20 protein-coding genes and 4 tRNA genes are annotated in these 21,310 nt (G+C 72.9%); 7 read left to right on the top strand and 17 right to left on the bottom strand.

What is annotated here, in order from left to right; all coding sequences use genetic code 11:
* Positions 1-4: 4 nt before the first annotated feature.
* Positions 5-157, bottom strand: coding sequence for a hypothetical protein (locus OG349_RS29705; RefSeq protein ID WP_167034211.1), 153 nt, complete (start codon positions 155-157; stop codon positions 5-7).
* Between the two features lie 174 nt (positions 158-331).
* A complete protein-coding gene (locus OG349_RS29700; protein WP_327237505.1) occupies positions 332-781 on the bottom strand; it encodes a hypothetical protein in 450 nt (149 codons plus the stop codon).
* A gap of 228 nt (positions 782-1,009) precedes the next feature.
* On the opposite strand from OG349_RS29700, the gene OG349_RS29695 reads away from it, so the two are divergent.
* Entirely contained in the window at positions 1,010-1,528 is a 519-nt protein-coding gene (locus OG349_RS29695) for a DsbA family protein (RefSeq protein WP_327237504.1), read from the top strand.
* Positions 1,529-1,590: 62 nt separating this feature from the next.
* Here OG349_RS29695 and OG349_RS29690 read toward each other — a convergent pair whose 3' ends face one another.
* Genes OG349_RS29690 through OG349_RS29680 form a run of 3 tightly spaced genes read right to left on the bottom strand, consistent with a single transcriptional unit; the run spans position 1,591 to position 4,429 of the window.
* Positions 1,591-2,454 carry a GNAT family N-acetyltransferase gene (locus tag OG349_RS29690; RefSeq protein WP_327237503.1) on the bottom strand — a complete coding sequence of 288 codons (864 nt, stop codon included), beginning with the start codon at positions 2,452-2,454 and terminating at the stop codon, positions 1,591-1,593.
* 59 nt (positions 2,455-2,513) lie between these two features.
* Positions 2,514-3,335 carry an aminotransferase class IV gene (locus tag OG349_RS29685; RefSeq protein WP_327237502.1) on the bottom strand — a complete coding sequence of 274 codons (822 nt, stop codon included), beginning with the start codon at positions 3,333-3,335 and terminating at the stop codon, positions 2,514-2,516.
* Entirely contained in the window at positions 3,332-4,429 is a 1,098-nt protein-coding gene (locus tag OG349_RS29680) for a chorismate-binding protein (RefSeq protein ID WP_327237501.1), read from the bottom strand. The genes OG349_RS29685 and OG349_RS29680 overlap by 4 nt, the downstream gene beginning before the upstream one ends.
* Positions 4,430-4,619: 190 nt before the next feature.
* On the opposite strand from OG349_RS29680, the gene OG349_RS29675 reads away from it, so the two are divergent.
* The 4 genes from OG349_RS29675 (at position 4,620) to OG349_RS29660 (ending at position 5,005) form a co-directional block, all read left to right on the top strand.
* A tRNA-Cys gene (locus tag OG349_RS29675) sits at positions 4,620-4,693 on the top strand.
* A gap of 1 nt (position 4,694) precedes the next feature.
* Positions 4,695-4,766: transfer RNA gene (locus tag OG349_RS29670), tRNA-Val, on the top strand.
* A 46-nt stretch (positions 4,767-4,812) separates the two neighbouring features.
* Positions 4,813-4,884, top strand: a tRNA-Val gene (locus OG349_RS29665).
* Positions 4,885-4,933: 49 nt separating this feature from the next.
* Positions 4,934-5,005, top strand: a tRNA-Val gene (locus OG349_RS29660).
* 67 nt (positions 5,006-5,072) lie between these two features.
* Here the strand turns inward: OG349_RS29660 and OG349_RS29655 are convergent.
* The 4 genes from OG349_RS29655 to OG349_RS29640 form a co-directional block, all read right to left on the bottom strand.
* Positions 5,073-5,399, bottom strand: coding sequence for a TFIIB-type zinc ribbon-containing protein (locus OG349_RS29655; protein ID WP_327237500.1), 327 nt, complete (start codon positions 5,397-5,399; stop codon positions 5,073-5,075).
* Positions 5,400-5,467: 68 nt separating this feature from the next.
* Positions 5,468-6,553, bottom strand: coding sequence for a phosphotransferase (locus OG349_RS29650; RefSeq protein WP_327237499.1), 1,086 nt, complete (start codon positions 6,551-6,553; stop codon positions 5,468-5,470).
* 1,376 nt (positions 6,554-7,929) lie between these two features.
* Positions 7,930-8,136 (bottom strand): hypothetical protein, encoded by a 207-nt coding sequence (locus OG349_RS29645; protein WP_327237498.1) that lies wholly within the window; start codon positions 8,134-8,136, stop codon positions 7,930-7,932.
* A gap of 200 nt (positions 8,137-8,336) precedes the next feature.
* Positions 8,337-8,594: a hypothetical protein gene (locus OG349_RS29640; protein WP_327237497.1), complete on the bottom strand. Its 258-nt coding sequence runs from the start codon at positions 8,592-8,594 to the stop codon at positions 8,337-8,339.
* A gap of 203 nt (positions 8,595-8,797) precedes the next feature.
* Here OG349_RS29640 and OG349_RS29635 point away from each other — a divergent pair, with 203 nt between their 5' ends.
* Positions 8,798-10,072 carry a protein kinase domain-containing protein gene (locus OG349_RS29635; RefSeq protein WP_442806433.1) on the top strand — a complete coding sequence of 425 codons (1,275 nt, stop codon included), beginning with the start codon at positions 8,798-8,800 and terminating at the stop codon, positions 10,070-10,072.
* Between the two features lie 63 nt (positions 10,073-10,135).
* Here the strand turns inward: OG349_RS29635 and OG349_RS29630 are convergent, their stop codons facing one another.
* From OG349_RS29630 to cobA, 3 genes are all read right to left on the bottom strand, one after another.
* Positions 10,136-10,954, bottom strand: coding sequence for a TrmH family RNA methyltransferase (locus OG349_RS29630; RefSeq protein ID WP_327237496.1), 819 nt, complete (start codon positions 10,952-10,954; stop codon positions 10,136-10,138).
* 88 nt (positions 10,955-11,042) lie between these two features.
* Complete coding sequence (locus OG349_RS29625) at positions 11,043-11,180, bottom strand: hypothetical protein (RefSeq protein WP_327237495.1); 138 nt, start codon at positions 11,178-11,180, stop codon at positions 11,043-11,045.
* A gap of 91 nt (positions 11,181-11,271) precedes the next feature.
* Complete coding sequence (cobA, locus tag OG349_RS29620; RefSeq protein ID WP_327237494.1) at positions 11,272-12,486, bottom strand: uroporphyrinogen-III C-methyltransferase; 1,215 nt, start codon at positions 12,484-12,486, stop codon at positions 11,272-11,274.
* A gap of 612 nt (positions 12,487-13,098) precedes the next feature.
* Here cobA and OG349_RS29615 point away from each other — a divergent pair.
* Complete coding sequence (locus OG349_RS29615; protein ID WP_327237493.1) at positions 13,099-13,752, top strand: class I SAM-dependent methyltransferase; 654 nt, start codon at positions 13,099-13,101, stop codon at positions 13,750-13,752.
* Between the two features lie 51 nt (positions 13,753-13,803).
* Here the strand turns inward: OG349_RS29615 and OG349_RS29610 are convergent, their stop codons facing one another.
* From OG349_RS29610 to OG349_RS29590, 5 genes are all read right to left on the bottom strand, one after another.
* On the bottom strand, positions 13,804-14,310 hold the full coding sequence (locus OG349_RS29610; RefSeq protein WP_327237492.1) for a MarR family winged helix-turn-helix transcriptional regulator: 507 nt from the start codon (positions 14,308-14,310) through the stop codon (positions 13,804-13,806).
* A gap of 22 nt (positions 14,311-14,332) precedes the next feature.
* Complete coding sequence (gene cobT / locus OG349_RS29605; RefSeq protein ID WP_327237491.1) at positions 14,333-17,995, bottom strand: nicotinate-nucleotide--dimethylbenzimidazole phosphoribosyltransferase; 3,663 nt, start codon at positions 17,993-17,995, stop codon at positions 14,333-14,335.
* 321 nt (positions 17,996-18,316) lie between these two features.
* Positions 18,317-19,537: a precorrin-6y C5,15-methyltransferase (decarboxylating) subunit CbiE gene (gene cbiE / locus OG349_RS29600; protein WP_327237490.1), complete on the bottom strand. Its 1,221-nt coding sequence runs from the start codon at positions 19,535-19,537 to the stop codon at positions 18,317-18,319.
* A gap of 115 nt (positions 19,538-19,652) precedes the next feature.
* Positions 19,653-20,297, bottom strand: coding sequence for a GNAT family N-acetyltransferase (locus tag OG349_RS29595; RefSeq protein ID WP_327237489.1), 645 nt, complete (start codon positions 20,295-20,297; stop codon positions 19,653-19,655).
* A 112-nt stretch (positions 20,298-20,409) separates the two neighbouring features.
* Entirely contained in the window at positions 20,410-21,270 is an 861-nt protein-coding gene (locus tag OG349_RS29590) for a MetQ/NlpA family ABC transporter substrate-binding protein (RefSeq protein ID WP_327237488.1), read from the bottom strand.
* Positions 21,271-21,310 lie beyond the last annotated feature (40 nt).

Raw genomic sequence — 21,310 nt, 5'->3', positions numbered from 1 at the left:
TTCCTCACAGCAGGAACAGGTCATGGACAGCCGCCATCAGCAGCAGGGCGCCGATCACCGTGAGGAAGATCATCAGGGGCGGCTGGGAGAGCGCGAAGAGGCAACCGCGCTGCTCATCGGTGGGTGCCGGGGTCTGGTCCCGGGAGGTATCGAGCATCTCGGGGCGATGATGACGTACCCCGAAGGCGGCTGATGACCAACACGCGTCTTCTGCGCGGTAGTTCATCATATTCCGTGGAAACCCGTCCGGCATTCAAGACGGGGGCCGCTCAGAGGCCCTTTTCGGCGGTGTGAGCACGCGGAACGTGCTTCAGAGACCCTGCTTCTTGCTTCAGAGTCCGTGCTTCTTGAGGATCGCCTCGATGTCGCTGAAGTCGTCGCCGGACCCCTTGGCGCGCGGCGCCGGCTGCGGCTCGGGCCGTACCGCCGGGCTGCGGCCCGGGAGGGAGGGCGCGGACGCCGCCGGGGCGACCGCCTCGCGCCGCGCCGCCTTCGCGGCCGCCCTGCGCTCCTTGCGGGTGCCGCCCCCGCGCCGTTCCACCGCCCGGGTCGTCAGGAAGAGCAGCCAGGCGACACCCAGCACGACGAAGCCGAGCCAGGCCACCGGCGAGAAGGCCGTGTGCGCGACCCATTTGACGACACCGGTCATCACCAGACCCACCGGGACCAGGGAGTACGCCGCGATGCGCGTCGCCGACAGGAACCGCTTCCGGTACGCCGTCACGGCGGCGATCCCCAGACCGGCTGCGGACACCGCGGAGAAGATGGTCTCGGCAATCATCGGGTCCTCCAGGCAGGCCGGGTCGTCGTCGGAACGTGTTCTGCATCCACTGTGCACCTGGTGGGGCGGTCGGGGCCACGCAACGGGGTGACCTCAGGGAGATCTCGGGGGCATCCCGGGGGCTCCCTCCTCCCTGGGGCGGGGACGGGGTGGAGCCGGGGGTCGTCGGGGCCCCTCCTCGTTCCGGGTGGTTGGGCCGGGGGCGGCCGGGCTGGAAGACTGCCGTCCATGAACGATTCCGCCCCCGCCGACCCCGTCCTCCTCGACTTCTGGTGCGAGCTCCAGTGTCCCGACTGCCGCCACGCCCTGGAGGACCTGCGGGCGCTGCGCGAGCGGTACGGAAGCCGGCTGGAGCCCCGGCTGCGCCACTTCCCGCTGGAGAAGCACCGCCACGCGTTCGCCGCCGCGCAGGCCGCCGAGGAGGCCTTCGCGCAGGGGCGGGGCTGGGCGTACGTGGAAGCCGTGCTGGCCCGTACCGACGACCTCGCGGCCAAGGGCGAGCCGGTGCTCCTGGAGATCGCCGGGGAGCTGGGGCTGGACGCCGAGGAGTTCGACACCGCGCTGATCGACGGCCGGCACATCCTGATCGTGGACGCGGACCAGGCCGAGGGCAAGGCGATCGGGGTGACCGGCACGCCCACGTACGTCGTCGGCGGTGAGCGGCTCGACGGCGGCCAGAGCCAGGAGGGGCTTCGGGCGCGGATCGAGGCGATCGTGGACCGGGTGGTGGCGCGGGGGGACGCCTGACTCAGGCGGCGGGGGTCGTAGGACGCCAGGCGTCCGGCGTCAGGAGTCAGGGGTTTCAGGCGTCAGAGAAGCGCCTTGCGGAAGTTCCGGTGCGTCGTCACGTAACCGAGCGACTCGTACAGGCGGATCGCCGGGGTGTTGCCCGCGAAGACGTGCAGTCCCAGCCGGCTCGCCCCGAAGTCCAGGGCCACGCCCTCGGCCAGCAGCATCAGGGCGCGGCCGTACCCCTTGCCCCGCTGGTCCTCCCCCACCACGACGTCGTACACGTACGCGCCCGGCTCGTCGCGCGTCTCCTCGCGCCGGGAGACCCAGAGCGTGCCGACGACCTGTCCCCCGTGGACCAGCGCGCTCAGGGAGACGCCGGGGGTGGCCGGTCCTTCGGGCAGTGCCTCCGTCCTGGACGTCTCCGCCTTGGCCCTGGCCAGCTCGGGCGAGGCGCCCCGGTCGATCCAGGCCTGCGCGTAGCGCGTGGCCGCAGCGGCCCACCAGGCGTCGTACTCGCTGTCGTCGAGCGGCCGGCCCACGGTGCCGGCGGGCAGCCCGGGCGGCCGGGACGGCAGCGGCTTGACCATGTTGCTGCTGCGTTCGGTGTAGCCGAGGGCGGTGACGAGGCGGAGGGCGGGGGCGGCGTCCTCCGCCTGCGCGGCCTGCTCGGGGATCTCCACGGAGGCCAGCACTTCCCCGCATCCCCAGCCGCGCAGCACCTCTTCGGCGGCGAGGGCCGCGACCGTACCGCGCCCGCGCCGCCGGTCGGGCCCGTCGATCCGCAGCGCCTGGATCACGCCGACCGCGGGCCCGAAGCCGGGGTCCGTGCCGAGGGCGATCGTCCCGACGGGGCGGCTGTTCACACATACCTCGTACGTACGGGAGCGGGCGCCGTCGTCGGTCTGCTGGAGCGGCTCGGTCGGCCGCAGTGTGGTGGTCATCAGGGGAGTTGTACCCGTCCTCCGCCCCCGGAGCATCCGGTTTGACCCGGTGGCACGTCCTACGGGTCGAGGTCGGCGCCGGAACGTTCGTCGAACACCCGCATCGCCTTGGCGGTCACCGGCCCCGGGGCCGTGGGGAGTTGGCGTCCGTCGACGCGGTGGACGGCCTGGACGTCGCGGAGGGTGGAGGTCAGGAAGATCTCCTCCGCCCGCTCCAGGGCGTCGAACGGCAGATCGGTCTCGTGGGCGCCGGTCCAGTCGACGGTCAGGGCGCGGGTGATGCCGGCCAGGCAGCCGGACGCGACGGGCGGGGTGTGCAGTTCGCCGTCGAGGACGACGAAGACGTTGGAGCCCGTGCCCTCGCAGAGTTGGCCCACCGTGTTGGCGAAGAGGGCCTCGGACGCGCCCTGTTCGTGCGCGCGGGCGAGGGCGACGACGTTCTCCGCGTACGACGTGGTCTTGAGGCCGGTCAGGGCGCCGCGTTCGTTCCGCGTCCAGGGGACGGTGATCACGGCGGTAGTGTCCGGGCGGCGCGTCGTCTCGCCGGCGGCGACGACGAGGGTCGGTCCCGCGTCCCCCCGGTCGGAGCCGAGGGGGGAGAGCCCGCCGGTGTAGGTGATCCGGAGGCGGGCCAGGGCCGCCGGGTTGGCGTCGAGGACCGCCGTACAGGCGCGGCGCACCTCGTCCAGGTCGAGGTCCGGCAGTCCGAGGCCCCGGGCCGAGCGGGTGAGCCGGTCGAGGTGGCGGGTGAGGGCGAAGGGCTGTCCGTGGACGGCCTTGACGGTCTCGAAAATGCCGTCACCGACGGTCATTCCGTGGTCGAGCACGGATACGTGCGCGGATTCCGCGGGGTGCAGTGCGCCGTTGACCCAGATCTTCATGAGGCCGTCCTTCCGCTTTCTTCGTACGTGCCGTACTCGTCCGCCCCGTGCGCACCCGCCCCGTACACACCTGACGCGATGGCCAGGAGGCGGGCGGCTTTGAGTTCCGTCTCGCGCCACTCCCCCTCGGGGTCGGAACCCCAGGTGATGCCGGCGCCGGCGCCGAAGCGCAGGACGGGCCCGGCCGCCGTGGTGCGGTCGATCCAGAAGGTGCGTATGCCGACGGCGAGGGAGGCCGTGCCACGGTCGGCGTCGACCCAGCCGATGCCTCCGCAGTACGGTCCGCGCGGCTCCGCTTCCAGCTCCTCGATGATCGCCAGGGCGCTGGACTTGGGCGCGCCGCTGACCGAGCCGGGCGGGAAGGTGGCGGGCAGGAGGTCGGACCAGCCCGCCTTTTCGGTGAGTTCGCCCCGTACGGTCGACACGAGGTGAACCAGCCCGGGGTACGGCTCGACCCGCAGGAGCGCGGGGACGGTCACGGAACCGGGGGCGCAGACACGGCCCAGGTCGTTACGGACGAGGTCCACGATCATCACGTTCTCGGCGCGGTCCTTGTCCAGGAGTTCGGCGGCCGTACGGGCGGTGCCCTTGATCGGGCCGGACTCGACGGTGAGGTCGTCGCGGGACAGGTACAGCTCGGGCGAGGCGGTGGCGATCTCGACGCCGTGCCCGGGGAGCCGGATCGTACCGGCGTACGCGGCGGGGTGCTCGCGGGCGAGCAGGGCCGTCAGGGCGTCCACGTCGGCCGCGCCGGGGTCGGGCAGGGGGGCCGAGAGGACCCGGCAGAGGTTGACCTGGTAGACGTCACCGGCGGCGATGTGCTCGCGGATACGCCGTACGCCCGAGGTGTACGCGGCGCGGTCGAGCGACGACGTCCAGTCACCCGCGCCGGGTCCGCGCCACCGCCCGGGGACCGCCGCCGGCACCGGTTCCGTCCGTACGTCGTCGAAGCGGGCGCAGGTCAGGTGACCCTCGAAGTCCGCGGCCACCGCCCAGAACCCCGTGGAGTCGAGGGCTTCGGGATCATGGGTGACGTCCCGCAGCCCGGAGGCGACGAGGTTCCCGAAGCGGGCCAGAGGAGCGAGGTCGTGCACGGTTGCGAGTCTAGAACAAGCCCCACCGCGCCGCTCCGGCCGGAACGCACCGTGCACGCACCGCAGCACGCTGCGCAAACGCGTTTTTGTGCTGGCTCGGGAATCCGCTAGAGTTCAACTCGTCGCCGGGCCGTGCACACGGAACGGAAACGACAGGCCCACGTGGCGCAGTTGGAAAACGCGTCGCTCGGGTGGAGTGGCCGAGAGGCGAGGCAACGGCCTGCAAAGCCGTCTACACGGGTTCAAATCCCGTCTCCACCTCCAAGGACGATTAGCTCAGCGGGAGAGCGCTTCCCTGACACGGAAGAGGTCACTGGTTCAATCCCAGTATCGTCCACGCAGGACAGGCGAGACAGACAAGAACGGCATGATCGGTACGTCCCGCGCGATTAGCTCAGCGGGAGAGCGCTTCCCTGACACGGAAGAGGTCACTGGTTCAATCCCAGTATCGCGCACGCAAGATGAGCACGATGTGTGAGTGGTGCGAGTAATGATGTGGGTCCCGCGCGATTAGCTCAGCGGGAGAGCGCTTCCCTGACACGGAAGAGGTCACTGGTTCAATCCCAGTATCGCGCACGCGTACCGAGAGAAGCCCCCGGCCGTTCAACGGCCAGGGGCTTCTTCCGTTCACACCGCTGTGCCGTCAGGACGAGAACAGCATCCGGCCGAAGCTCTTGTTCTTGTGGTGGCCGCCGTGGCCACCGTAGTGGCCGCCGTGCTGGCCGTGCTGCGGGGCGCCCCACGCGGGTGCGGGCGCCGCCGGGTAGGCCGGCGGGGCGGCCGGGTAGCCCTGCTGCGGGGCGGGCGGCACGGGCGGCGGGGCCTGCTGCACCCACTGCGACTCCAGGCGGGTCAGGGACTCCAGCTCGCCGTAGTCGAGGAAGATTCCCCGGCAGCCGCTGCACTGCTCTATCTGGACACCGTTGCGGTTGTACGTGTGCATCGCTGCGTGGCACTTGGGACACTGCATCGTCGGCTCAGCTCCTCGCCGTCTCTTCGGCGCCGCCGGAACACACGCCCGGCGGCAGTCGGTTCACCCTACGACGGCGGACCTGCCCCCAACTCGGCCGGGATTGCTGCAATTCGGGCACAGGCGTCGAGCATCGACCGCTCGACGTCGTCGGGTTCGCGGTGTTCGGCGGCGCATTTGACGAGGGCGAGCGCGGCGGTCTGGACGGTGAGGGCGCGGGCGGCGACGTCCAGTCGGGGCCAGGGGTCGCCGTGGGCGGGCACGGCGGGGCCGCCGGCGGCGCGGTAGGCGCCGAGGAACCGCTCCCAGGCGGCGGGCGGGAGCAGCCCGGCGGCGTACCAGGCGGCGGGCCTGGCGAGGTCCCAGGCGGGGTCGCCGGGACCCAGATCGTCGATGTCGATGAGCAACCAGTCCCCGCCGGATCCGGATACGGGATAGCGCACCAGCTGCCCGAGGTGCAGGTCGCCGTGGCACAGCGCGCGGGGCGACGGGGGCGGGGGCGCTTCGCCACGGGCCCATGGGGGGAGCGTGGCGGCGGCGCGGTGAACGGGTTCCGCGGCGGCCGGGTGTCCGGGGGCATCGCCCTGCCCGCCGGCGGACGGACGGACGGCGCGAGGGGCGGTCGCGGGTTCCGCCGGGGGCGCGGGACGGCCGGGGAGCGGGTGAGGGACGAGGGGGGATACGGCACGCAGCCGGGCGAGGGCGCGGGCGACCTTGGCGGGGCCGCGCATGGCGGGCAGGGGCGTACGGGAGAGGGCGTCGAGGGGGACGGAGTGCAGCCGGGCGAGGAGTGTGCCGGTCTCCTCCCACGGCGCGGCGTCCGGGTCCGCCGGGTCGACGGGGGCGCCGTACGGCCAGGACGTGACCGGCCGGCCGAACACTTCGCCGGCGGCGGTCGGGAGCGGGGGCAGGAGGATCCCCGAGAGCAGCGGATGGGAGGCGACCGCGAGCCTGGCGCGGTGGTCGGCCGGGTCGGTGCTGTCGGCGTGCGCCTTGGCCACGGCGTCGCCATGCCGTACGACCACCCCGTCGGCCCGTTCCGCGAGCACGGCGTCACCGTCGCCGCCGCAGGCGGGGCAGGAGGACGGGGACGCGGAGAGGTGTGCCGCCCGACGAGCAACAAGGACGAGCGCGCTGACGACGTCTGCGGTCACGGGTCCCCCGGGCGGTAGGGCTGGAACGAGTGTACGGGCGCCTTTGAGAACGGGTCCGACGCCATGGAGAACAACGGCACGACACCCGGTCGCCCCGCCCGAAGAAGCCCGGCATCGGCCCCGGCCCCTCCTCGCGACGCGGGGGCACGTATGAGGCGATACCCCGGGGCCGGGGTGGACCGTTCACGTACAGGCGCGGCAGCAGGGGCAGCCGCAACAGGGTCCGACGGGCGCGCTCCGGGGCCCGGCCGGAGGCACCTCGTGGCCACGGACACGGACGCTCGGCGGGCGCGGGGGCGTCCACAGCCAGGATCGTGTCCGCGTTCCGGGGGGCGCGGCCAGAGACCGGCCCGGAGACACGCCGGTGGCCACCGACGGACCCCGAACGCGGGCGCGTCCACCGCCGGGCCGCGTCGGCGTCCGAGACCGGCCAACAGGTTCGGGCCCAGGCCGTGGGCCTGTGCGGGGCCGGGCCCCGTTCACAGCGCGGGCCCGGCGGCGAACTCTGGCGCCCAGGCAGGCGCATCCATGAGCGGGGGCTTGTCAGGGCCGACAGTCGGACCCCTCATGGCCCGGGCCGGAGGACGCAGCGCGAACCGAAGACACCACCGGGGCAAGGGCGGGGGCTCACGCCTCCACCCCGTCCCTGGGCGAGTCCGGGACGCGAAGTCACGGCTCGTGGTCGGGCCGGTCGGGCCGGTCGGGCCGGTCGGGCCAGGAATCCGGAGACCCGGGCCTCCGTCGGGAACAGGTCCGGGGCCACGTCTCAGCCCCCTTCGTCGCCCCGGCCGAGAAGGTCCGGCCATGACCACCGGGCCCGGGGCGAAGATCCACGCCCCCGGCCCGTCCGTGGCCGGGTCCGGGACGCGGAGCCCGGACTCGTGGTCCGGCCCACTCCTCGTCGGAGCAGGAAAGCGCGGCAACAACCGGGCCCCCACCCGGCACGTGCCGTGGGCCAACGAGTCCGGCACGTCGTCAGCAGGTCCGGAACGCGGAGCCCGGACTCGCCGTCAGGCGCGTCGGTCGTCAGGGCCAGGATGCGTGGCTCTGACGTAGGCCACCGCCGGGGACACGTTCGGGGCGCACGCCTTCGGCCCCTTCGTCGCCATGGTCGAGAGGCGCGGCCGCAGCGGGCGTCGCCGCCGGAGAGGCGTCCGGAGGCCGGGGCCCTTCATCGCTGCGGCCAGGAGGCTCGGCCATGGCCGCAGGGCAGTCCCGGGACGACAGGTCAGGGTGATCCGGGGCCGGGCAGCGCGATGGCCGGTCAGCTCCCCAGCTGACCGGCCAAACGCTGCCGTCCGCCGCACCCCCGTCCCCACGGGGTTGTTGGCCGGATGTCCTTGACCCGGGCCGCTCTCCCGGGTCTGGGGCGCCGCTCAGCGCCCCAGCATCACGCCCACGGACGACGCTTGTGTGACCACTGCTTCCCAGCCGCCGAAGACGACCACGAGCAGAGCCGCCAGGGGGAGGACCATCGCCGTCGCCACCAGCGGGTGGCGCGTACCGGACCGGCGGCCGCCGAACGCGGCGAAAGCCTTGCGTCCCTGCGTGCGGATCAATGCCCGCGATGCCGTGTCCGCCATGGTCCCTCTCCTGTCAGATTGGCAGCGGCGAGTGTCCGACCTCGGGGGACGAGTACTTGCACTCGCCGCTTGACCTCAACACTAGGGACGCGAGCGCGCCCGGTCGTCATGCCCGCGTACCGATTGCCGGGCCTCCCGGAGGATGAGCCCGGTACTGATCACGTACTCCCCTGGGTGGAGAAAGCACGTACGACAACGCCTCAGGACTTGGGGTCTTCCCGGAGGGGACGCTCCGACGCCTCCTCCCTCGGGACCGGCTGCTCCACCAGAGCGAGCACCCGCGTCGCCATGAACCTGGCGGTGCGGACCACCGTGCCGTTGCGGGTGACTTCGCTCACTTCCACCACCCCCCTGCGCACCGCCGTCTCCACCCGGCGGCCTGCCCGGCTTGCCACCACTTCGTACGTACGCGTCGTGTCCCCGGCGTCCACGACTATCTCCACCCGGTCACCCTTCACGATCCAATCCCCCTTCTGCGACGGACCTTTGAGATCTCGCACGGGCCAAGGGACCTGGATCCGCCGTCCCCTGACCACTCTTCAAGTTTCCCACCCCGCACTGACAATCGGTCGGCCCGCGAGGGCGCGGCCTATGAGCGCGCCGGGGCGCGGGTACGTAAGCTGTGCCACGTCACACGGACGACCGGGCAGCGGGGATGGACATGGCGATGATGCGGCTCCGGCGCGAGGACCCGCGTGTCGTCGGTTCGTTCAGGCTTCACCGGCGGCTGGGCGCAGGCGGCATGGGTGTCGTCTATCTGGGGTCCGACCGGCGCGGCCAGCGGGTCGCGCTGAAGGTGATCCGGCCGGATCTGGCCGAGGATCAGGAGTTCCGCTCGCGGTTCGCCCGCGAGGTGTCCGCCGCGCGGCGGATCCGGGGCGGCTGTACGGCCCGGCTGGTCGCGGCGGACCTGGACGCGGAGCGGCCGTGGTTCGCGACGCAGTACGTGCCGGGGCCCTCGCTGCACGACAAGGTCAACGAGGACGGCCCGCTGAGCGCCGCCGAGGTGGCCTCCGTGGGCGCGGCGCTCTCCGAGGGCCTGGTGGCCGTGCACGAGGCGGGGGTGGTGCACCGCGACCTCAAGCCGTCGAACATCCTGCTCTCCCCCAAGGGCCCCCGCATCATCGACTTCGGCATCGCCTGGGCGACCGGCGCGAGCACGCTGACGCATGTCGGTACGGCCGTCGGCTCGCCGGGATTCCTCGCGCCCGAACAGGTGCGGGGGGTGGCGGTGACCCCGGCCACCGACGTGTTCTCGCTCGGCGCCACGCTGGCGTACGCGGCCACCGCCGACTCCCCGTTCGGGCAGGGCAGTTCGGAGGTCATGCTCTACCGGGTGGTGCACGAGGAGGCGCAGCTGTACGGGGTGCCGGACGCGCTCGCGCCGCTGGTACGGGCCTGCCTGGCCAAGGATCCCGAGGACCGGCCGAGCACGCTCCAACTCTCGATGCGGCTCAAGGAGATCGCCGCCAGGGAGGCGCAGGGCGTCGCCGAGATCAGGCCGCCGGCCCAGCGGGACCGTACGGAGCAGGACATGGCGACGGGGCGGCTGACCGAGCGCTACACGGAGCGGATGGAATGGGGTCCCGAGCGGGATCGTGAGCGGGAACGGGGTCCGGAACGGGACCGCGAGCGGGAGCGTGGCTCCGACCGGGAGCGGGAACGGGAACGCGGGCCCCAGAGCCGTCCCTCCGGCTCCACGGCTTCCCGTTCCGGTGTCTCCCGGGGCGGGCCTCCCCGTACGAGCGGCCGGCGGCCTCCGCAGCAGCGGGACGGCGCCGGCGCGCGTAAGGGCGGGCGGCCGAACACGGCACCACGGCCGACCACGGGCAGCCGCCGCCCCGCCAACCCCCGGCTGCTGCGGCAGCGCCTGATCGTGTTCGTGGTGGTGACGCTGATCGTCGCCCTGGGGATCGCGGCGGCGCAGCAGCTCTGAGCGGGGCGGCGGCTCCGAGCCGGCCCGCCCGGTCCGCCGGCCGCCTGGCCGCCGGCCGCGCGCTCAGTCCGCCGGGCGGCCCGTCGTGACCGCGTAGAACGCGACCGCCGCCGCCGCGCCCACGTTCAGCGAGTCGACCCCGTGCGCCATGGGGATACGTACCCACGCGTCGGCGGTGTCCAGGGCCCGCGCCGACAGTCCGTCGCCCTCCGCGCCCAGCATCAGCGCGACCCGTTCCAGGCGGTGCGGAGCGGCCTCGTCCATCGGGACGGCCTTCTCGTGCGGGGTCAGCGCGAGCAGCCGGAAACCCGCCCCCCGTACGGTGTCCAGGGACCTGGGCCAGGCGTCCAGCCGTGCGTACGGTACGGCGAAGACCGCGCCCATCGAGACCTTCACGGACCGGCGGTAGAGCGGGTCGGCGCAGTCCGGCGAGAGCAGGACGGCGTCCATGCCGAGCGCCGCCGCGCTGCGGAAGATCGCGCCGATGTTGGTGTGGTCGTTGACGGCTTCCATGACCACGACGCGGCGGGCCGTACGGAGCACCTCGGCCGGCTCCGGGAGCGGCTTGCGCCGCATGGAGGCGAGGGCGCCCCGGTGGACGTGGTAGCCCGTGACACGCTCGGCGAGGTCGGGGGTGACCGCGTACACGGGGGCCCGCGCGGCGTCGATCACGTCCCGCATGGGGTCGGCCCACTTGGCGGAGAGGAGCATGGACCGCATCGTGTAGCCGGCTTCGGTCGCTCGCCGGATGACTTTCTCGCCCTCGGCGATGAAGAGGCCTTCCGCGGGCTCGCGCCTGCGGCGCAGCTCCACGTCGGTCAGGCCGGTGTAGTCGTGCAGGCGGGGGTCGTCCGGGTCGTCGACGGTGATGAGTTCAGCCACGTGCTCATCCTGCCTTGAGGACGGCGGGTGCGTGGCCACGGGGGGCGGGGGAGGGTGGCCCCGGGCCTCGGCGGAAGCCCGGCCGGGCTCAGGGGTGGTCCAGGGGCGGTAGATCCTGCCGGGCTCGGGTCGCGCCGTCGCGTCCCGCCTTGCCGAGGACGCGCTCCGTGATCAGTGCGGAGTCGGTCGTCCCGTCGTCCTCGCCCGGGACGCTCCACAACGCCATACCTTCTCCTTTCAAGAGCGCTCACCGGTCCCTGCCTCGTGCCTGGGGACCGGTGAGCGCCGTCGTCACGCCCCGCCGCGCGCGGAACCCGTCAACCGAGGGCCACGACGTCCCCGACGACGATGACGGACGGAGGACGTACGTCATGGGTCCGTACGGCCTCGGCCACCGTCGCGAGCGTCGCGTCGACGCGGCGCTGGGCGGCGGTGGTGCCTTCCTGGACCAGGGCGACGGGGGTCTCGGGCGATTTGCCGTGCTCGATGAGGGCCTGGGCGATGGCGCCGATCTTGTCGACGGCCATCAGGAGGACCAGCGTGCCGCGCAGGCGGGCGATCGCGGCCCAGTCGACCAGGGAGCGCGCGTCGTCGGGGGTGACGTGGCCGCTGACCACCGTGAACTCGTGGGCCACCCCGCGGTGGGTGACGGGGATGCCCGCGGCGCCCGGGACGCTGATGGAGCTGGAGATGCCGGGGACCACCACGCAGGGGATGCCGACGGCGGCGAGGGCGTGGACCTCCTCCATACCGCGTCCGAAGACGAACGGGTCGCCGCCCTTGAGGCGGACCACGGCCTTGCCCGCCTTCGCGTGTTCGATCAGCGCCTCGTTGATCGCCTCCTGGGCCATGGCACGGCCGTACGGGATCTTCGCCGCGTCGATCACCTCGACGTGCGGCGGCAGCTCGTCCAGGAGGTCGCGGGGGCCGAGGCGGTCGGCGATGACGACGTCCGCCTCGGAGAGGAGGCGGCGGCCGCGCACGGTGATCAGGTCCGGGTCGCCGGGTCCGCCGCCGACGAGGGCGACGCCGGGGGTGCGGGCGCGGTGGTGGGGCGCGGCGAGGGTGCCGTCGCGCAGGCCCTCGACGACGGCGTCGCGGACGGCGGCGGAGCGGCGCGGGTCGCGGCCGGTGAGCACGGCGACGGTGACGCCCTCGCTGCGGCCGGTGGCGGGGGTCCAGGCGGTGGCGGCCTCCGCGTCGTCGCTGCGGACGCACCAGACGCGGTGGCGTTCCGCCTCGGCCGAGGCGGTGGTGTTCGCGACGGGGTCGCTGGAGGCGACGAGGACGTACCAGGCGCCTGCGAGGTCGCCCTCCTCGTACCGGCGGCGCTCCCAGCGGATCTCGCCGGCCTCCGCCATGGCCTCGACGGACGCCTTCGCGGAGGGCGACACGAGCACGACGTCGGCGCCCGCCGCGATGAGCGCGGGCAGCCGGCGCTGGGCGACCTGCCCGCCGCCGACAACAACGACGCGCCGCCCGGACAGGCGGAGTCCGACGGGGTAGGCGGGGTGCTCGGCGTGCTCGGCCATGTCGGTAGGGACTCCTGAAGCGGCTGGTGAGATGGGGTGACTCCCGGGAACCAGCTTACGGGGACCCCCGGAGCCGGATGAGGCCCCGGCCGGGCGGGGCGCTGCGCTGGGCGGGGCGCTGCGCTGGGCGGGGGCGTGGCCGGGCGCGGGGCCGTGTCCGGGCGAGCGGTTCGGCTGGACGGCGGTGTGGTGCGCTGCGGTGCGCCAGGCCCGGCCCCCCTGCCCGGGACGGCTGTCACGACAGACCGTCCTCCTGTATGCCCCCCGTTCACCGGGGTCGCAGCCGACATCCGGCCCCGACTGACCGGACCCATGGTCGCCCGGGTGCCCTGGGCGGACGGGGGTGGGCGGGGCGGGGGCGGTCCACGTGGGACGGCGGCCCGACCGACAGCCCGCTCACGAGACTGGCGTTCCGGCGGACCGGCGTTCCGGCGTGGCTGCTGCGGCCCGGCGTCGGCCCGTTGGCCGAGCCATCGGCCGGGCGGGCGACCGCCTCGTACCGCCGTCGAGCCGGCGGGCGGACCGCACGTGCTCGCCCTGGAGGGGCCTGCCTGACGGCTCGGGTCAAGGTCCTGACGCGGCCTGTCAGTTCCCTGGTCTAGGGTCCCCCGCATGGCTGAGCCCTCCTTCCTGGCCGCCGTGCGCGAGTCGTACGACACGGTCGCCGCCGACTACGTCGAACGCGTCCCGCCGCCCGCCGCGATGGACCCGCTGTCACGCGCGATGCTGGCGGGGTTCGCCGAGCTCGTACGGACGGCTGGTCCGGGGCCGGTCGCGGACCTGGGATGCGGCCCCGGCCGCGTGACGGCGTATCTGGCCGGGCTGGGAGTGCCCGCCTTCGGCGTCGATCTGTCGCCGAAGATGATCGGGCTGGCCCGGCAGGCCTTCCCGAACCTGCGGTTCCACGAAGGCTCGATGACCGCGCTGGAGATGGCGGACGACGAACTAGGCGGCATCCTTGCCTGGTACTCCACCCACCACACGCCCCCGCGGTGGCTGCCCGACGTGTGCGCCGAGTTCCACCGCACGCTCGCGCCCGGCGGCCACCTGCTCTGGGGAGACTATGTCGGCGATGAAAGACTCCGGCCGACCCAGGGCTACGGGCGTCCGGTGTCCTACGAGTCGTACCTCCTGCCCCTGGACCACATGGTCGGCCTGCTGGAGCAAGCAGGACTCGTCGTCACCGCGCGGCTGGAGCAGGAGCCCGGCGGACGGGTGAACAGACCGCGCGCCTGCCTGCTGGCCCGCAAGCTCGAAAGAGCCTGACGGGGTTCCGGCGGCCGGAGCCGGCTCCGGTGACTGTTTACGGTCACGGCGCTAGAAGGCCACGTCACCCTCGACGTTGGCGACCATCGTGCGCAGCACCTTGAGCGCGGCCACGTACTCCGCGTCGCTGATGCCCCGGTGGACCACGGCGCGTACTTCGGTCACCAGTTCGCGCAGCCGGACCCTGGCAGCCTCTCCCGCGTCGGTGAGGTGTACGTGCTGCCCGGTGTCGAGGCGGAGCCAGCCGCGGTGGAGCAGTTGGCCGATGACCCTGGCGATCTCGTGCGGGCCGTCCGCCAGGGGGGTCAGTTGGGTGACCACCTCCTCGCGGCTCGGCGCCGTCGGGGCGCCGTGTACGCGGTTGAGTACCCAGTACTGCGGCTGCGTGACGTCGATCCTGGCCAGCGCGTCCCGCAGATGCCGGGTCACGGCCGCATGGGCGAGCCCGCTCCAGTAGCCCACGGGCTGGGTGGCCGGCGCGTCGTCGGTGGCGGCGGGATCGGCCGGCGCCTGGTCGGTGGTGGCAGTGATGGTGGTGGTGTCGGTCTGCGGTTTCACGCTCACTACGCCCCGTTCCCGCTCATTTCTCTGTGACGCCCGCCGAGTCGAACGTCGCCACCTCGTGCATCGCCCGCGCCGCGCTCTGCACCACCGGGAGGGCCAGGAGCGCGCCCGTGCCCTCTCCCAGGCGGAGGTCCAGGTCGATCAGGGGGCGCAGACCGAGCTTGTTGAGGGCCGCCACGTGGCCGGGCTCCGCGCTGCGGTGGCCCGCGATGCAGGCCGCCAGGGCCTCCGGCGCGATCGCCCGCGCCACCAGCGCCGCCGCGCCCGCGCTCACGCCGTCCAGGATCACCGGCGTACGCAACGACGCGCCGCCCAGCAGGAAACCGACCAGCGCCGCGTGTTCCAGGCCGCCCACCGCCGCCAGGACGCCCACCGGGTCGGCCGGGTCGGGGCGGTGGAGGTCGAGGCCACGCCGTACGACATCGATCTTCCGCGCGTGCGTCTCGTCGTTGATGCCGGTGCCCCGGCCGGTGACCTCCGCCGGGTCCTGGCCCGTGTACACGCAGATCAGCGCAGCCGACACCGTGGTGTTGGCGATGCCCATCTCCCCCGTCAGCAACGCCTTGTTGCCCGCCGCCACCAGATCGCGGGCCGTCTCGATGCCCACCTCGATCGCCGCGAGCACCTCCTCGCGGCTCAGCGCGGGACCGGTCGTGAAGTCCGCCGTGCCCGCCCGTACCTTGCGGGGCAGCAGCCCCGGGGTGGCCGGGAGGTCGCCCACGACACCCACGTCGATCACACAGACCTCGGCGCCGACCTGGTTGGCGAACGCGTTGCACACCGCGCCCCCGCCGAGGAAGTTCGCGACCATCTGCGCGGTCACCTCCTGCGGCCACGGGGTCACCCCCTGGGCGTGCACCCCGTGGTCACCCGCGAAGATCGCCACCGCCGCCGGCTCCGGGATCGGCGGCGGGCACAGCCGCGACAGACCGCTGAGCTGGGCGGAGATGATCTCCAGCATGCCGAGCGCGCCGGCCGGCTTCGTCATCCGCTTCTGGCGCTCCCACGCCTCCCCCAGCGCCTTCGCGTCCAGCGGACGGATCGCCGCGACCGTCTCCTGGAGCAGATCCTGGGGCTCCCCGCCGGGCAGCGCGCGGCGGCCGTACGTCTCCTCGTGGACGACCCAGGACAGCGGGCGGCGCTTGGACCAGCCCGCCTGCATCAGTTCGGGCTCCTCCGGGAACTCGTCCACGTACCCGACCACCAGATACGCCACGACCTCCAGGTGCTCGGGCAGCCCCAGCGCCCGTACCATCTCGCGCTCGTCGAAGAAGCTGACCCAGCCGACGCCGAGCCCTTCCGCGCGGGCCGCGAGCCAGAGGTTCTCCACCGCGAGCGCGGAGGAATACGGCGCCATCTGCGGCTGCGTGTGGCGGCCGAGGGTGTGCCGGCCGCCGCGCGTCGGGTCGGCGGTGACCACGATGTTCACCGGGGTTTCGAGGATGGCCTCGATCTTCAGTTCCTTGAACTGCTTCGCGCGGCCCTTGGGCAGCGACTTCGCGTACGCCTCGCGCTGGCGCTGCGCCAGTTCGTGCATGGAACGCCTGGTCTCCGCCGAGCGGATCACCACGAAGTCCCAGGGCTGGGAGTGGCCGACGCTCGGCGCGGTGTGCGCGGCCTCCAGGACGCGGAGCAGCACTTCGTGCGGGATCGGGTCGGAGCGGAAGCCGTTGCGGATGTCGCGGCGTTCGCGCATCACGCGCAGCACGGCGTCGCGCTCCGCGTCGTCGTAGCCGGACGCCGCGGCGATGCTTTCGTCTGCTACGGGTAGGGGGGCTGGCTCCGCTGCTACGGGTAGGGGGGCTGGTTCCGCTGCTGGTGCCGCTTCGGCCGCGAGGGGTGTCGCTTCGTCTGTTTCCGGTACGGAGGCGGCCTCGGGCTCGGGCTCGGGGGCGCTCTCGGGCGCGGGCGGGGCGAGTTCGGCCTCGGGTGCGGACGCGGCTTCCGGCTCAGGTTCGACGTCCTGCTCGGGCTCGGGTTCCGGCGTTGCCTCGGGGGTGGGCTCCGGCAGCGGCTCCGGGTCCGGCTCCGCCACCGGGGCGATGTCCGCCACCGGGGCGGGGATCGCCTCCGGTACGGGGATCGCCTCCGGTACGGGCGCCGGCTCCACGACCGGTTCCTGTACGGCCTCCGGTTCCGCCACCGGCACGATCGCTTCCGGGACCTCCGGGGCCTGGTCGGCCTGCTCCGTCACCCCGGGCGTCTCTTCCGGCGCCTGCTCGGAGATCAGCTCGGGCTGCGGCTCGGGCTCGGTCAGGGGCAGTTGCGCCTCGGCCTCGGCCGGTACGAACTCCTCCGCCGCGGGCGGTTCCTGTACCGCTTCGGCCGACTCGGGCCGCGGCTCCGCCGCGACCGGTTCGGGTTCTTGAACGACCGTTTCTGCCGGGGCCGCCGTCTCGGCGCTCCAGGGGGGGCCCGCCTGCGGCGGGATCTCGCTCAGCTGGGGAACGGGGACGGCCGGGGCCACCGCGGCGTCCTCACGCGGGATGTCCAGGTACTCAGGGCCCGAAGTCGGGGTGGGCTGCGCGCGGTTCCGTACCCGGACCGCGCGGGACGGTGTCGCGGCGGGCCCACGGTCGGCCAGCGAGCGCACCACCCCGCCGGAGGTGTCCGGCACGGGCGGGCCCAGGTGCAGCGGCCGACGCACGGGCGCCGGAGTCGGGGCGGGGGCGGGCGCTGCCCGGACAGGGGTCGGCTCGGGCCGGGGGATCCGTACACCGGTGAGATCCACCGCACCGGAGTCCCGGCCGTCGGTCTCGTGCGCCTCCGGCTGGTGCAGTTTCAGGCCGCGTCCGAGCGATCCCTGGACGGGTGGCTCCTGTGATTCCTCGACAGGAGATTCCTGGACGGGAGATTCCGGGCCGGGGGATCCCTGCTCCGTGGATCCCTGGTCCGTGGACTCCCGCGCCGTCGGCTCGGGGGCCGTGGGCTCCTGCGGGGTGGGCTCCTGGCCGGCCACCTCTTGGCCCACCGCGTCCTGTTCCACCACCTGCTGGTCGCCCGGCTCCTGGCCCGTGGACTCCTCGCCCGCCGGAACCTCGTCGTGGGAGACCTGCGCAACCGGCACCTGCGCGGCCGGCACCTGCTCCACCGGCGGCGCGACGAGCGCCTCCGGCGCCGTGAACTCCGTGGCCTGGAACGCCTGCTCGGCCACGAACCCCTGCTCGGCCGGGAACTCCCGCGGCGGCTCGTACACATCCGGGACCGGGTCCGGAACCGACGCCGTGACCGGCGCCGAAAGGGAAGGGGAAACCGGCTCCGCCAGCGGCGCCGGCTGTTCTATAGGCGGCGCCTGCTGCTCGACCCGCACCGGCTCCGGCGGAGCCACCGGCATCGGATCGCCCCACGCCCCCTGCGCGCTCGGCATGAGCAGCAGGTCCTCGTCCTCCACCACCGTCTCCGAGGGGCCCGCGTAGGCCTGCTCCCCGTACGACGTGTCCTGGTACGGGGTCTCCTGATACGGGGGTTGCTGGTACGAGGGCTCCAGATAGGCCGCCTCCGGATACACCGCGTCCGGGTACACCGCATCGCCGTACGACGGGTCCGGGCGCAGCGGGTCCGGGTACAACGCGTCCGGGTCCGGGTACGCGTACGCACTCGGCGCGGGGACGCCGTGCTGCTCCACCATGCCCGCGTTCTCCGGCAGTACCTCGCCCGGGACCTGGCCGGTGTCAGTCATGCGTACCCCTCGCCCATTGGTTGTGCTCCTACGGCCCTTCACCGGGGCGACGGCTCCGCAGATCGTCGGTGCTCCCCGCGCTTGTCATGGAACAACGAGCGCGGGCGTCGCGCGGCACGACACGGCCCGCTGTGGGCTGCGCCACGTCGCGCTTCCCCCGGTTTTCGCTGTACCACATCAAGGCCCAAAACGGGCCCCTTTTCCGGACATTGACGAACGAAGCGACGAACGCCCGGCTGCGGTACAACGATCGGCCAGCCTACCCCGGGTCTACGACAACCGGAGGCAGGGGGCGGAGCGGCAACGGGGTGCGCGGGGCCGTCAGGAGGTCGTGTCGGGGCGCTGTCCGGACACCAGGAAGACCACGGACCGCTCGCGTTCCGACCAGTCCGCGGTGTCGAGATCGACGGACTGGAGCAGAACACATTCCACCGCATATCCCCCGTCGCGCAAGGCAGTTCCGATGGCTTCCGCCTCGTCACGGTTGGCCGCGTGGGTCACGATGCGCTCGGGCCTGCGGTCGGCGACGGCGATGACGACGTCGATCCCGCCGCCCCCGATCCGTACGACATCCGGCTCGGGCAGGCGCTCCAGAACGTGGGGGGCGCGTCCTTGGACGACTTGGAGCTGAACACCGGCGCGCCGGGCCGCCGCCGCTGTGCTGGCGCACGCCCCCGGCTCGTCGTCCACGGCGATCACGGCGGCGCCGAAGCGGGCCGCCTCGGCGGCGAGTGCCCCGCTGCCGGAGCCGATGTCCCAGACGAGATCGCCGGTACGGGCGCCGATCCGGGAGAGCTGGGCGGCGCGCAGCCAGGTCGACTCGCCCTCGTCGAGCTCTATCCCGTACTCCTCGGTGGGCAGCGCCCAGCCCCGCTCGGCCGGCGGGTAGGCGGGGTCGCGGCCCGCGATCCAGCCGCTGACCGGGGAGACGGCGGTCCCGATGCCGCCGATGACGATCACGACGTTGGGGTCGCGCCACTCGTGGTCGGCCGCCTTGTCGGAGGTGAGGACGCTGACCTTCTCGCGGTCGGTGCCCAGTTCCTCGCAGATGACGAAGGTGCGGTGGACCCCTTCGAGGAGCAGGGCCAGTTCGGCGGGGCCCGCGCCCGGGGAGGTGAGGACGGCGACCTTGGTGTGCGCCCGGCACACGTTGACGGCGCGGCGCAGCGTACGGGCGTGGGCGACGACGATCTGGGCGTCCTCCCAGGGCATGCCGGCCCGGGCGAAGGCCGCCGCCACGGCGGAGACGGCGGGGACGACCTCGACCTCCAGGCCGTGTTCCGGGTCGCGCAACGTCCGTACGACACCGAAGAAGCCGGGGTCGCCGTCGGCGAGGACCACCGCGCTGCCGCGGTGCCCGGCGATCCGGCGGGCCGCCAGGTCGATACTGCCGAGCTGGACGCGCTCGGCGCCCGCGGGGATCTCGGGGAGGGCCAGATGGTGGGCGGCTCCGGCGACCAGTGTCGCGGCGGACAGGGCGGAGTTGCCGGCAGCGGTAAGGGGTGAGCCGTCCCAGCCGATCACCGTGACGCGGTCGGCCATCTTCTTCAAGTCTCCAGGAATGTGTCGCCGGGTGGCGGTCGGTCGGGGGCGGTGAACGTCGGTCGGTGGTGGCGAGGGTCGGTGGTGGCGAGGGTCGATCGAGGACGCGCGGTGGTCAGTTCCAGTCCGTGAAGGACGCGTATCCGCTGTCCGCCATCTGCTCCGCCACACCTTCCAGATCCTCGGGCAGCAGGCTCCAGACCAGGAGGTCGGTGCGGAAGTCCGTCCAGCCGCCGTCCTCGGTCTGCGTACGCGCTATCCACGCGCTGCGCAGCACGCCCTCGCTGATGCAGCCGATCTTCTGGGCGACCTGCTGGGAGGCGGTGTTGTCGGCGGCCGTACGCACCTCGATGCGCTCGAACTTCTGGTCGCGGAACAGCCATTGGGCGACGGCGAGCACCGATTCGGTGGCGTACCCCTCGCCTCGCGCCCAGGGGGCGGTGACGTACTGCGCCTCGGTGGCGAGGGCGCGCCAGTTGGTGTGGTGGAGCCGCACGATGCCGACGAGCCGCTGCGTGAGGAACTCGGTGACGGCGAAGACGATGCCGCGTCCGCCGGTGCGCTCGGCGGGGGCGATGGTGTGGACCCACCGCTCGGCGTCCTCCTGGGTGTACGGGTGGGGCACGGACGTCCAGGCGGTGACCATCTCGTCGTTCATCATCTCGACGTGCGCGGGGATGTCCGACGGTTCGAAGGGGCGCAGCACCAACCGCTCCGTGCTGATGGACACGTCCGGAAAGGTAGTCATGCGCAGCTCCATGCCTCAGTCCGTCGTAAATGCACAGCATGCAGCATCGGGGGAGCCCCGCGCACGACCGGGGTGCGCGGGGCTCGTGCCGAACGGACGGCGTGGGACGGAGGGCGGCGCCCCGTTACGCGGCGGGGCCGAAGGCGGGCAGGACCGCGCCGTTCTTGTAGGTGTCCTCGATGTACTTCTTCACCTCGGGCGAGTTGAGGAGCTTCGCGAGCTTCAGCACCCGCGGGTCCTTCTCGTTGCCCTCCTTCACGGCGAGGAAGTTGGCGTACGGGTTGTTCTCGGTCTTCTCCAGGGCGATGGAGTCCTGGGCGGGGTTGAGCTCGGCCTCGATGGCGTAGTTGCCGTTGATGACGGCGGCGTCCACGTCGTCGAGGGCGCGGGGCAGGGTGGCGGCTTCCAGTTCCTTGAACGTGAGGCCCTTGTCGTCCTTGATGTCGGCCAGCGAACCGCTGCCGCCGACGCCGTCCTTGAGCGTGATCACACCGTTGTCGGCGAGGAGCTTGAGGGCGCGGCCCTCGTTGACGGTGTCGTTGGGGATCGCGATGCTCTGGCCGGCCTTGAGCCCGCTCAGTTCCCCGACCTTCTTGGAGTAGAGGGCGAGCGGCTCCAGGTGGACGTTGACGACCGGCACGATGTGGGTGCCGTTCTTCTTGTTGAAGTCGTCCAGATAGGGCTTGTTCTGGAAGTAGTTGGCGTCGACCTCGCCGCTCTCGGTGCCGGTGTTCGGCAGGACGTAGTCCGTGAACTCCTTGACGTCGAGCCTGAGTCCGGCCTTGGCCGCCAGGTTCTTCTTGATGAAGGTGAGAATGTCGGCGTGCGGCGTCGGGGACGCGGCGACGAGCAGGGGCTTGGACTCGTCGGCCTTGGCGCCGTCGGCGGCCTTGGGGGCCGGATCGGACGACGTGCCGCAGGCGCTCAGGGTGAGGGCGAGAGCGGCGGTGGCGGCAGCGGCGGTGAGCTTGATGGTGGTGCGCACGAAGAGTGCCTCTTTCCGGTGTGCGGTGGGGAGGCCCGGA

The sequence above is a fragment of the Streptomyces sp. NBC_01317 genome, from assembly GCF_035961655.1.
In the GTDB taxonomy this organism is placed as follows: domain Bacteria; phylum Actinomycetota; class Actinomycetes; order Streptomycetales; family Streptomycetaceae; genus Streptomyces.
The sequence above is the reverse complement of the archived record's forward strand: the minus strand, read 5'-3'. Positions and strand labels throughout refer to the sequence as shown.

Coding starts and splice junctions, on each gene's coding strand:
- OG349_RS29645 (WP_327237498.1), bottom strand. CDS start 8,136: ATGGCGGACACGGCATCGCGGGCATTGATCCGCACGCAGGGACGCAAG.
- OG349_RS29655 (WP_327237500.1), bottom strand. CDS start 5,399: ATGCAGTGTCCCAAGTGCCACGCAGCGATGCACACGTACAACCGCAAC.
- OG349_RS29700 (WP_327237505.1), bottom strand. CDS start 781: ATGATTGCCGAGACCATCTTCTCCGCGGTGTCCGCAGCCGGTCTGGGG.
- OG349_RS29695 (WP_327237504.1), top strand. CDS start 1,010: ATGAACGATTCCGCCCCCGCCGACCCCGTCCTCCTCGACTTCTGGTGC.
- cobA (WP_327237494.1), bottom strand. CDS start 12,486: ATGGCCGAGCACGCCGAGCACCCCGCCTACCCCGTCGGACTCCGCCTG.
- OG349_RS29705 (WP_167034211.1), bottom strand. CDS start 157: ATGCTCGATACCTCCCGGGACCAGACCCCGGCACCCACCGATGAGCAG.
- OG349_RS29615 (WP_327237493.1), top strand. CDS start 13,099: ATGGCTGAGCCCTCCTTCCTGGCCGCCGTGCGCGAGTCGTACGACACG.
- OG349_RS29625 (WP_327237495.1), bottom strand. CDS start 11,180: ATGGCGTTGTGGAGCGTCCCGGGCGAGGACGACGGGACGACCGACTCC.
- OG349_RS29685 (WP_327237502.1), bottom strand. CDS start 3,335: ATGAAGATCTGGGTCAACGGCGCACTGCACCCCGCGGAATCCGCGCAC.
- OG349_RS29595 (WP_327237489.1), bottom strand. CDS start 20,297: ATGGAGCTGCGCATGACTACCTTTCCGGACGTGTCCATCAGCACGGAG.
- cobT (WP_327237491.1), bottom strand. CDS start 17,995: ATGACTGACACCGGCCAGGTCCCGGGCGAGGTACTGCCGGAGAACGCG.
- cbiE (WP_327237490.1), bottom strand. CDS start 19,537: ATGGCCGACCGCGTCACGGTGATCGGCTGGGACGGCTCACCCCTTACC.
- OG349_RS29690 (WP_327237503.1), bottom strand. CDS start 2,454: ATGACCACCACACTGCGGCCGACCGAGCCGCTCCAGCAGACCGACGAC.
- OG349_RS29635 (WP_442806433.1), top strand. CDS start 8,798: ATGGCGATGATGCGGCTCCGGCGCGAGGACCCGCGTGTCGTCGGTTCG.